The sequence below is a fragment of the Fusibacter sp. 3D3 genome (assembly GCF_001748365.1).
In the GTDB taxonomy this organism is placed as follows: Bacteria; Bacillota; Clostridia; order Peptostreptococcales; family Acidaminobacteraceae; genus Fusibacter_A.
Window position 1 is genome coordinate 302,935 of the sequence record NZ_BDHH01000004.1, and the last position, 10,586, is coordinate 313,520.

Consider the following 10,586-nt stretch of genomic DNA (forward strand, 5'->3'; position numbering starts at 1 on the left):
TAAAGATCAGTGTTTCAGCCCATTATGGATAACAAATTTTAATGTTTTGAGTTTAGTTTCAAGTGTGGTTAAATCGCCACAACTGTCATTGTCATTAGTGACAACCGGTTGAATACATATTGGTGTTACATCAACCCCTTCAAGTGAAGCGATATTTTGCTTATAGGCACTTCCAGCGCCAGAATTTTTAAAGACGAAGTAATCAATTTCAAAGTCTTTAAATAGGGTCTGATTTAAAGCGATGGAACAAGGTGCTTTTATAGCCACAATATGACCCGCAGGTATTTGTTCATCTAGACAAATTTTTAACGATTCCAGTGAGGGCATAATTCTAAAGTAGAGCTGACTGACATCAAAGGCTGCTTTCCACTCTCGAATGTGTTTTATACCTGTAATGAGGATATGCGTCTTTTCATTGGCGTGATTTTTAACGTGAGTGATCGCCTGTGTCATACTTTCAAAAGTAGGGAGCTCAACTTCTATATCGACGGCTCTTTGATAAAGGATATAAGGCAAGTTCATTTTATGAGCTACTGAACTTGCCATGGCCTTAACCAAACTGGCATGTGGATGCGTGGCATCGATGATGAGCTCTATTCTATTTTGAGTGATATAAGCTTCTAAAGTATCTGGTTCAAACCGAGTGATCAAACACTCGGTTGAAAGATGTCCATAGAGTTTGGCGCCAAAATCGGTGGTGACAGACAAGACATGTTTTAAACCCATCTGATTTAAGAGCGTACAAACTTCAGTGGTCTCATGTGTGCCGCCGAGTACTAAAATCATACGTGATAACCTCTTGGGGTCACCATTTTACCGTGGATGACTTTAGTGGCTTGGTTCCCCACGATGACCATAGAAGTCATGTCTATGAGATCGTAGTCCACTTCATCAATTTTGAAAATGTAAGAAGCTTCTTCTTCACGGCTTGCATCTTTCACAACACCCACTAAGATGTGCTCACCTTGAATGGCTTTAATATGGTCGAGCGCTACCTTTATATGATCTTTTCGGCCATGGCTCTTTGGATTGTAAAAACAGATGACGAAATCGCCATGAGCGGCGTGCTTTACACGGTCCATGATGAGGTCATAAGGGGTCAATAAATCGCTTAAGCTGATGTGGCAATAATCATGCATTAGGGGGGCACCTAAGCAAGCGGCACTTGCACTTGAAGCGGTGATGCCTGGAATGACTTTGATGACATCATCTGCGTTTGCCAGTTCATAAATGAGGCCTGCCATACCATAAACCCCAGCATCACCACTACTGATCACAGAGACTGTTTTACCTGTTCTGGAGAGTTCTATAGCTTCCCTGCAGCGTTCGACTTCTCCACGCATGCCGTTGCTCACGACTTCTTGCTTGGTCAATAATGATTCTATGAGTTTAATGTAAGTTTTATAACCCACAATGATATCGGAATGGTTAATTGCAATTTTGGCTTCTTCTGACATTTTTTCAATTGCGCCTGGGCCAATGCCAATGACATATATCATAATTCAATCCTCCCAAAGGAAAAAGTACATTTTTCTTTTTTAAATGGTTTAAAAGTGAGTTCGTCTTCACAGAGTATATAGGCTGAAGGTCCTGCAATTGCACGTATGCCTGTTGTTTTCTCAACAAAATCGGAACCTTCAAAGAACTTTGTAAAAGGCGCTAACTGCGCTGTGCTATGTGTTAAAAAAGGCACTTCAAGCGCCTCAGAAAGTATTAATAAACAATTTTCATTTGCCTTTAAAGCGATGGAACTGAGCACACCAATGGCCTGTATTGAAAACCCATCGGTGCTTAGTGCTTCTAAAAGCTGCCTGAAATAATCTTCAAAAGGCAGTTCTTTTCGGCAGCCTGTACCAACGACTAAAGAGTGGCTATAGAAAATAGAGCAGTCATCATCATAGAGCGGATTTATCCACAGCTCTGGTTTTCGAAGGGTTATTATGACTTTAGGGCCGATATGTTCGAAGAATGCACTGGATTCTTCATAGATAGTGACGGCATTACTTTCATAAGGTTTTGAAATTCGGAGCATGGGATCCAATAAGAGACCAATCATCTGATTATCCGCCAATGCTGCATTTAAAACTTTTATGGCATGTCTATTCTTTTCCAGATTAATTTTGAAAAAAGACATCACTTCTTCAAAGCCCTGAACACCTCTTATATCCGTTGCAGTGGTAATCACGGGCGTCGTTTGATAAGAACGCTTTAAACACTCAGAAAATAGAGTTGTATAAGCATTGGCTTTGCCAATATGTCCTGAAAGTAGACTAATGGCAAAACGTGCATGATCATCGAGGACAATACATGCAGGGTCTTTGAGTTTATCCTTGATGTGAGGTGCGAGCATTCGCACGGCAATGCCCACAGCGCAAGTAAAAACCAAAATCGTCTGATTTTGAATTTCATAGGCCGAATGTGAGGCAAGTGCTATGTTTTCGAATGTCTGATCGACCGCTTTTCCTAATCCGCCTAGCGCTTTTAACTCAATAGGCGAATAGACTTTATAAGTGGGCTGAAAAGTATCGTCACAATCCTCAAAATGAAGCTTGAGACTGACTTCTAAAGCCGTCGTCACTTGATGCCCCTTTTCAGTTAAGGCAAAAAAGACAAAATGAGGTTTATGGTCTAAATTCATGTTTGAAATCCTTGTCGTAGAGTTTTGAATCGTTATAAGCATTTCCAAGACATTCGCCGACGATGATCAAGGCCGTTTTTGTGATGCCTGCTTCTCTAACTTTCTCTGAGATGTTTCGTAGTGTACCACGTACAATAAGTTGTTCTGGCCATGTGGCTTTGTAGATCACGGCAACGGGTGTGGTCATGGGATAGCCACCGATGTGGAGTTCCTTGGTGACCTCTTCAAGCATGCCTGTGGATAAGAAAATCGCCATAGAGGTTTGATGAGAAGCTAAAGCTCTAAGCGCTTCCTTTTCAGGGACGGGTGTGCGGCCTTCCATTCTCGTGATGATAACGCTTTGTGAAATTTCTGGCACGGTGTATTCGATTTCAAGTGCAGAGGCTGCGCCTAAAAAACTGCTTACACCTGGGATCAGTTCATATTCGATATTAAGGGGTGCAAGTCTTTCAATTTGTTCTCTCAATGAACCGTAGATTGAAAAATCGCCAGTGTGTAATCTCACGACTTTTTTACCTGCTTTGGTGCCCTTTTCACAAACGTCAATGATTTCTTCTAGGTTCATAGTGGCACTGTTGTGAATCACACATTGAGGGGTGCAATAGTCAAGCAGTGCGGGATTCACAAGTGATCCTGCATAGATCACGATATCTGCTGTGGCAAGTGCTCTTTGTCCTTTAACAGTGATGAGCTCTGGATCTCCTGGGCCTGCGCCCACAAAATATACTTTCATTTTTGCCATCCTTTATTAATGAGTATTGTCGTAAAATAGCTAATATCTTCAAAGTTGACAGTCTCAAGATTGTCATATATTTTTTCATTGGGTTTAGAAAAATCACTGACAGCGACCGCATCTTTGATGAGATCGTGTTTCATAAGCAGTGATTTGATGATATCGAAATTGCGATAGACTTTCATAAGCACTATAGATTGGTGCGTCATGAGTTGATGTTCAAGATCCGATAAATCTTCGGTGCAAGGGTATATGAGCAGGGGGGTATCACCTTCAACAAGTGGTCGATTAAAGCCAGATGCCATGGCACTGTATGAAGATAGTCCCCCAATGGTTTCTATTTTAATGTCATCTTTTAATCTTTTGAGCAAATAGATGTAAGTACTGTAGAGCATGGGATCACCCAGTGTGACGAAGCCTACAGATTTCCCTGAATTCACGAGCATTTTAATTTCTGCTGCTATTGGATCGATGGCAGCGTCCATTTCTTTTTGATCGGCAGTCATTGGGAAATGTCTTGCGATGATTTCCACGGTTGAAGGCAGATGAGGAGACGCGATGATATGCGCTTCACTCTGGCCGCCTTTTCGGCCTTGAGGCACTACGAGAATATCCAGCGCTTTAAGGCGGTTAACGGCTTTTAAGGTGAGTAACTCTGGATCTCCAGGGCCAACACCGATACCATAAAATTTAGACATTTTTACCTCCATAAGTGCATTTGATTACATAGCATGGATTGAGTGGTGCAAAGTAATGATATCTGCCAAGGGGTTCAAGGCGACTGGCTTGAATCATAGAACCTTCCAGCTGAGAGTATTGTTCATGCGATTCTAAATAGGACATAATCGCATTTAAGCTTTCCAGTGTGATCACAGAAAACACCACAATGGTTCCCGCTTCCATGTGGCTTTTTTCAAGCCATGTCATGATCTCGGTGAGGTTTGAACCAGAACCGCCGATATAGACTCTGTCGTATTTTTTAGAAGGCAGGTGTTCAAGGGGTGCTTTTCCAAGTATGGCAGTCACAGTCGTCAGTGCATGATTCTGTGCATTTTCTTCTATGAGCTTAATACCACTTTCAGTCATTTCAATGGCATCCACGGTGAGATGTGGAAACTGCTTTGCGATTTGAACGCTTACAGAACCTGTACCCGCACCGATGTCCAGTACATAAGAAGCTTCTTCACATTCAAGATAACTGATAATGGTATTTCGAATTTCCATTTTAGTCATGGGGTTTTTGCCCCTTACAAAGTTATTATCTTTCATAATCTATGATCACCACATTCATTTCATAATCTCTATTTTCCACATCACTTGCGCGTAAAGTTGTGATGATTTCATTTTCATAAGAGAGCGATTCCCCAATGATCATCATGGGATTTTTGCCTTGTTCTAAGATGCATTTTGCGATTTCATAGGGCGTGTGTGTGTTATCCGTTAAAAGGCAAAGTCGTTTATAGGCGATCAGTTCATGCGCATCAAGTGTCCTGCCATGTAGACTGGTGAGGAAGATATCATGCATGGGATAACCTGTTTTTGAAAAAAGAATTTGATAACTGCCAATACCGTTTACGATTTCGATGGCCACGTCTTTAAAAGTGCGGAATCCCCATTGGCTAATGCCATAAAAGCTAGGGTCTCCAGATGCTACAAGCGCTACATGATCATGTGCTTTAAGGGCATTATGCATCAATTCTTCCAGATGAGAAAGTTTGCCGTTATAAACAAGCAGAGTGCCGTAACTGAAAGGCGCTATGGTTTCGAGTTGCCTTTGTGTACCGATAACACAGGGACTTTTTGAGAGGGCAACCAAGCACTGTTGCGTTAAATACTTTGAATCACCAGGGCCTATGCCGATAATTTTAATCATGTGTATCTCCTAACACTCTGCTTTTCATATCATACATGATAATGTCTATTTGAGCTGCATCATGGATATAGACTTCGCATTTAGATTTTGCTCTTTGGGTCAACGTTTGGAAGCTTTTTAAATAAACAGTCTCATATAAGAGATCGGAAATTTCATCTGTTGTATTGGCGTTAAAGCAAGCCTCGATTAGCTCAAGTGGTGCGCGGTCAAGTGCAAGTTGACAGCAGATGATTTCAGATTTCGCATCTGCCACTTTGGAATGTGTGTTAAAGATGCCACCGGCGATTTTAACGAGTTTCCCCACATGTCCAACGAGCAGAATTTTTTTAAAACCAAGCGAGACTGCCGATTGAAGTGAAAATCCAACAAAGTTACTCATTTGAACGATTTGATCACGGTTTATATTCAAATTGTGTTTGTTCAGTGCATTAAAGCAAAAATTTTCACCATGCTTCCCAGGGACTAAGACTAATAGGTCGGGACATAGTGTATATTTCTGCTTTATTTCTGCATGAATAGAAGCCATAAAAGCATCTTCACTCATGGGCTTTACGATACCGGTTGTGCCGATGATGGAAATGCCGCCTTGTACCCCTAGACGTTCATTAAAGGTTTTCTTAGAAATTTCAAGGCCTTCTGGCACACGAATGAGGACTTCTACGCCGAGATGATTTGGTTTTATAGCATTTAAATTATCTTTGAGCATCTGAAGTGGTGTTGGATTGATCGCAGCACTGCCTACAGGACATTGAAGCCCTGGTTTTGTGACTCTGCCAACACCTTCGCCGCCCTCTATTTTGATATAATTAAATGTTTTGATAAGTTTAACATCTGCGATAATCTCTAAACCGCTGGTGACATCGTAATCATCGCCTGCGTCTTTGATGATCGTACAGGAACAAGAGTCTTTTTCATGAAGGACAATGTCAGCAATAGGCAAGGTGAGTGATGTGCCTTCCGTGTTTAAGATTTCAATACCTTCATTGAGTAAGCGCGTTTTTTGATCTGGCGAGAGCATCACTAAAAGTGCCGCCTTTGCAGCAGCAGTGGCACATGCGCCGGTGGTATAACCCATTTTTAGGCGTTTACCTTCTGAACTCAACACGCGATCAGTTGTTTTTGTAAAATCAATTTTAGAGGGTGTGTTCATTTTCTACGCTCTTTCTTTAAAATGGTAGATCAGTGCGTTGACAATGGATGCAGCTACATTACTGCCGCCTTTTCTGCCAAGGGCGGTTATGCAAGGAATCGTGGAATTGTAAAGTGCAAGTTTAGATTCTTCAGCACCTACGAAACCCACCGGCACACCGATAATACCGATTAGACTTTCCTTGAATTCATCTTGAAGATCAAGAACTTGGAAAATAGCTGTGGGCGCATTTCCAAATACAAATATTTTTTTGCCCGGTTCTTTAAGCGCCAACTGAATAGAGGCCATCGAACGCGTGATGCCTTGTGCTTTGGCGAGTGTCTGAGCTTCCTCATTTGCAACGAAGCACTTGAGTTGCCAGCCTGTTTGATTAAAAGCTGTTTTATTGATGCCTGAAAGCACCATGTTGGTGTCTGTATAAACCGTTACATGTGCTGAGTTTTCATTTGCAATCACCTGTGAAAACGCAGTTATAAAATCATCTTCAATTTTGAGATTGTCTAAATAGTCAAAATCCGCACTGGTGTGAATGACACGCCTATAGATGTTTTGAATGAGCGGATCACCAGAAGGATAGATTTTAGAAGCGCTCGCAATGATACCATCTATGATTTCGAAGCTTTCGCGCTCTATGCCCATAGGGTCCTTTTTGTATTCAAATTTCATAAGCTGACTCTTTCAATAATGAGCTCAAGGACTTTTTCATCGTAGCCGATATTTTCAAGGAAAGTGATTTGAAGTTCTGGATACTCAGCTCTAATGGCATCTAGTACTTCTGGAATGTCTTCCTTTATATGATTGCCATTGAATATGAAAAAAGGGAAAGCTTTTATGTTTCTGACGCCTGATTCATAGAGAGACTTAACCACCTCTTCAATAGAAGGATTCATCAATTGAAGATAACAATATTCAATTTGAGTATCAGGCATTTTAGCGACTAACGCCTGTTGATATTTTTTCATAATATCATCGGTTTCTTTTACTTTGCTTCCGTGAGCAATGATTAAAACAGCATTTTTCTTCATCTTTTCATACTCCCTTATTTTTAAATTAAAAAAGCACACCAGAAGAGGTGTGCGACTATGCTTGTTTTTGACTCATTTTACTGAGGCGAGCCAATGGAACATCACTAATGCGCAAACTTCCCTCCGAAGCTTTGATCATTCAATATCACTGGTAGGTCTCCTGGCTCGGGGATCACTCTACAGTTTCACCTTCCCATGAATTTATAATTCACAGTGGCTTTGAAACGTTGTACTCCCATACAGTAGCGGGGGCTGCTGAGGCTTTTAACCTCTATTCCCTTTTATCCTATTTAAAGGACCAATAATAACATTTAGTTGTCAAATAGTTGTCGAAGTTTGCAAATTTATTCTGATAAAAAAATAACGCAAATGCAACCAACGACATCATATCATAAATAGCGCGAAAATGCCACCTCTTAATCGGGTAAAAAAACATGAATGAAAGTAAAAAAAGGTGTCCTATTTTGAATTAGTTTGATAGGATAGTTATAGAATTGATAAACTATTATGGTGATGTAAGTTTATATGTATATGGAAGAGAGTTGAGGTTTAATGAGTATCAAATTTTACATGAATAAGGCATCAGGTATAGAGATTATTAGTATTGAGGCATCGAATGAACATTATAAAAGTCATAACCATACCTTACATTATGTGATTGGGTTTATGGTGAAGGGAGAAATACGGCTTGAGAAGGGAACAAAGACCTATACGCTTGAAGCTCAAGATACATTTGTTATTGAGCCCGACCAAAAACATGCTATAAAGGCTTTAAAGTCTTTTACTCTAATTGCTTTTTCTATAGAAGAAACTTTTTTTAATACATATCCTGTGGAAGAGGCTAAAAAGATCGTTCATCAGATGAAACAATGGCCAAAATTAATGGACTTGTTAATGAATGTCAATATGGAGCGGATTCTAAATCATATTGAAGCAATATATAGGTTGCAAAACACAAATCCAGCCACCCATAAAAAGAGAGAACTGGATCATGTGAAGGTGCTTATTTGTGATCATGCAACAAAACCCTTGAGTCTTGATAATTTAGCTGAATCCGCATTTTTGAGCAAATTTCATTTCGTAAAAAAATTTAGCGCAGAATTTGGATTAACACCACACAATTTTAAGATTCAAAGGCAAATTCGAATGGCACAAAAGCAATTATTAGAGACAAAATCAATTTCTGAGGTGGCAGCTAATATGGGCTTTTTTGATCAAAGCCATTTCACAAAATACTTTAAGAAAATATTGAAGCTCACGCCGACAGATTATAAGCATGCTTGTATAGAACTTGAAGTGCTAGATTCTAAACCAGAGCAGGCATAAATTTTGCAAACAGATAAAGACCATCAGCATCCGCTATGACTTCATGTTGTTCGCCCTTGTTAAAGATAGAGATAACGCCAGGAGCATACGACATTTCGGTGGTTTGATTTAGGCAAATGCCTGTGCCAGAGATGATCTCGTGTGTTTCAAGTTGTGATTCATGGACGTGCATGCCGATTTTCATAAAGGGCTCAATTTTCACAAGGTGATAACTAAAGAGACCATCTGTTTGTTCAGAAGTGATAATGTGCTTTAAGCTTACACCTTGAAATTGTTTGTGTGCATGCCACTGGAGCTTATCAAATTCAACTTTTGAATTGGGCAGTACAAGGTGACCTTTTGAAAAAGTTTGAAATAGATTTTGGTTTTCCATAGTGTGTCCTTTCTATCAATAGATGTGTTGAGAAATTGTTTATTTGAGACGTTAATTTGATTCTAATGGAAATGTACTTGTTTTAATTGTAAAAAATTGCGGTTATCAAAGCGTATACTCAGTCCGCTTCGCTCCCTTCGTAATCCTTGCAATCCTATCGGATTGCATCCAGTGGGAGTCCAACCTCCCACTGGATCAGGCGAACCCCCACTTTAAGAAGTGGGGGACATCTCCTCAAGGGTTATATACATGAGTTTATAGATATAGGAATAACAGCAAACTCGCGAGCGATCTATGAATTTGCCTCTTGATTCACCCATCTGAATATGGTACAATTTCGTTAATTGAATCTTGACTTTTGCAGCAAAACAACAAAAAAACACCCTTGATCCCATTGCAAACAGTGGGATTCAAGGGTTTCTTTTTTTGCGTTTTTTTGTAGCGTAAATCTATCTCGTTTTGGTTTCTGAAATATTTTTTTTAATCTGTTGAAGTGTTCTTATCTTCGTTGAAAAATCAACATTTGTCACGTCTCCGATATCCTTTAAAACTTCATCGTAATAATCAAACAAGTAATAGTTTTGATCTACATTTGTACATGTACATTTGCTTAAACTGTCGATGATGCGTGTGATGGTGTGTTTGCCATCCATTTTAAACTCTAAAATCCTAGCAAGCACCAAAGCTATGAAGCATGTTAAGAAATGTGCTTTGATGTGGTCTTGTGTTGAAACATATACAGGTCTCGTTTCAAGATCACTTTTGGTAACCTTAAAGGATTCTTCTATCTTCCAAAGGCCTCTGTAGATTTCAATCACTTCACTGGCACTCTTCTTGTATTCGCTTGTGATGAGCACGTAGTAGCCATCAAGAGCCTCTTGCGCTTTTATTTTCTCCTCATCAAGGCTTAAAGCAGTTATATCAGCAATTTCGCCAGTATCTTTTACAAAACTAAGGTTCTTCACATATCCAGCAGCCCCATAGGATGTAGAGCGATTATAGTTTGAAGGTGTTTTTATAAGCTTCTTAGCTTTTTCAATGGCTTTAGCGCGTTCCATCCTAGCTTTCTTCGCATATTTTTCGCTATAGAAAACCACTTGCTTGGCATCGATGGTTTTCTTTTGCTTTTTTCCAGAAGTCATGGTAACCCAAATTTCAGTCGGGTAAATGCGTTCCTTCCACTTATAGTCATCCCCTTTAAAAACATAGCCCTCTTCATCTAAAATATAGTCTTTTAAAGCTTTGTTGGCGCCTCTAGCGGAGTAACTAAAAACAAAGCCATCGTTTGCTGAAAGTGTGTACTGAATGTTGTCACCTGTGGACATCCCTTTGTCAGCAACCACGATGACTTTTCCTAAATCAAACTCTTTTTTCATTCTAGAAAAAGTGGGTCTGTAGGTGAGACAGTCATTGGTATTGCCTGAATAAAGATCGTAGGTAATGGGGATGCCGTTGGTGTCCATGAAAA

At 40.0% G+C, this 10,586-nt stretch carries 13 protein-coding genes and 1 riboswitch; of the genes, 1 reads left to right on the forward strand and 12 read right to left on the reverse strand.

All coding sequences use genetic code 11. The annotated features are described in order from the left end of the window. Positions 1 to 6: 6 nt before the first annotated feature. Genes F3D3_RS07195 through F3D3_RS07240 form a run of 10 tightly spaced genes read right to left on the reverse strand, consistent with a single transcriptional unit; the run spans position 7 to position 7,419 of the window. Positions 7 to 786, reverse strand: a complete 780-nt coding sequence (locus F3D3_RS07195; RefSeq protein WP_069872515.1) for a precorrin-6A/cobalt-precorrin-6A reductase — start codon at positions 784 to 786, stop codon at positions 7 to 9. Continuing rightward, a complete protein-coding gene (cobJ, locus tag F3D3_RS07200; protein ID WP_069872517.1) occupies positions 783 to 1,499 on the reverse strand; it encodes a precorrin-3B C(17)-methyltransferase in 717 nt (238 codons plus the stop codon). Before cobJ ends, F3D3_RS07195 begins: the two co-directional genes overlap by 4 nt. Continuing rightward, entirely contained in the window at positions 1,496 to 2,638 is a 1,143-nt protein-coding gene (locus F3D3_RS07205) for a cobalamin biosynthesis protein (protein ID WP_069872519.1), read from the reverse strand. Before F3D3_RS07205 ends, cobJ begins: the two co-directional genes overlap by 4 nt. Then, positions 2,622 to 3,371, reverse strand: a complete 750-nt coding sequence (locus tag F3D3_RS07210; RefSeq protein WP_069872521.1) for a cobalt-precorrin-4 methyltransferase — start codon at positions 3,369 to 3,371, stop codon at positions 2,622 to 2,624. The genes F3D3_RS07205 and F3D3_RS07210 overlap by 17 nt, the downstream gene beginning before the upstream one ends. Further along, positions 3,368 to 4,069 (reverse strand): precorrin-2 C(20)-methyltransferase, encoded by a 702-nt coding sequence (cobI, locus tag F3D3_RS07215; protein ID WP_069872522.1) that lies wholly within the window; start codon positions 4,067 to 4,069, stop codon positions 3,368 to 3,370. Before cobI ends, F3D3_RS07210 begins: the two co-directional genes overlap by 4 nt. Further along, positions 4,062 to 4,640, reverse strand: a complete 579-nt coding sequence (cbiT, locus tag F3D3_RS07220) for a precorrin-6Y C5,15-methyltransferase (decarboxylating) subunit CbiT (RefSeq protein WP_069872524.1) — start codon at positions 4,638 to 4,640, stop codon at positions 4,062 to 4,064. Before cbiT ends, cobI begins: the two co-directional genes overlap by 8 nt. Beyond that, entirely contained in the window at positions 4,630 to 5,244 is a 615-nt protein-coding gene (gene cbiE / locus F3D3_RS07225) for a precorrin-6y C5,15-methyltransferase (decarboxylating) subunit CbiE (protein ID WP_069872526.1), read from the reverse strand. Before cbiE ends, cbiT begins: the two co-directional genes overlap by 11 nt. After that, positions 5,237 to 6,394, reverse strand: a complete 1,158-nt coding sequence (gene cbiD / locus F3D3_RS07230) for a cobalt-precorrin-5B (C(1))-methyltransferase CbiD (RefSeq protein WP_069872528.1) — start codon at positions 6,392 to 6,394, stop codon at positions 5,237 to 5,239. Before cbiD ends, cbiE begins: the two co-directional genes overlap by 8 nt. Before the next feature lie 3 nt (positions 6,395 to 6,397). Further along, complete coding sequence (locus F3D3_RS07235) at positions 6,398 to 7,060, reverse strand: precorrin-8X methylmutase (RefSeq protein ID WP_069872530.1); 663 nt, start codon at positions 7,058 to 7,060, stop codon at positions 6,398 to 6,400. Next, entirely contained in the window at positions 7,057 to 7,419 is a 363-nt protein-coding gene (locus F3D3_RS07240) for a sirohydrochlorin chelatase (protein ID WP_069872531.1), read from the reverse strand. The genes F3D3_RS07235 and F3D3_RS07240 overlap by 4 nt, the downstream gene beginning before the upstream one ends. Positions 7,420 to 7,551: 132 nt before the next feature. Continuing rightward, a riboswitch (cobalamin riboswitch) is annotated at positions 7,552 to 7,737 on the reverse strand. Positions 7,738 to 7,971: 234 nt separating this feature from the next. On the opposite strand from F3D3_RS07240, the gene F3D3_RS07245 reads away from it, so the two are divergent. Beyond that, positions 7,972 to 8,745 carry a helix-turn-helix domain-containing protein gene (locus F3D3_RS07245; RefSeq protein ID WP_069872533.1) on the forward strand — a complete coding sequence of 258 codons (774 nt, stop codon included), beginning with the start codon at positions 7,972 to 7,974 and terminating at the stop codon, positions 8,743 to 8,745. Here the strand turns inward: F3D3_RS07245 and F3D3_RS07250 are convergent. Together F3D3_RS07250 and F3D3_RS07255 are read right to left on the reverse strand one after the other, a co-directional pair. Continuing rightward, positions 8,726 to 9,118 carry a cupin gene (locus tag F3D3_RS07250; protein ID WP_069872535.1) on the reverse strand — a complete coding sequence of 131 codons (393 nt, stop codon included), beginning with the start codon at positions 9,116 to 9,118 and terminating at the stop codon, positions 8,726 to 8,728. The two genes, F3D3_RS07245 and F3D3_RS07250, sit on opposite strands and share 20 nt — an antisense overlap. Positions 9,119 to 9,567: 449 nt before the next feature. Further along, a partial coding sequence (locus F3D3_RS07255) for an IS1634 family transposase (protein ID WP_139132043.1) occupies positions 9,568 to 10,586 on the reverse strand: 1,019 nt, incomplete at its 5' end.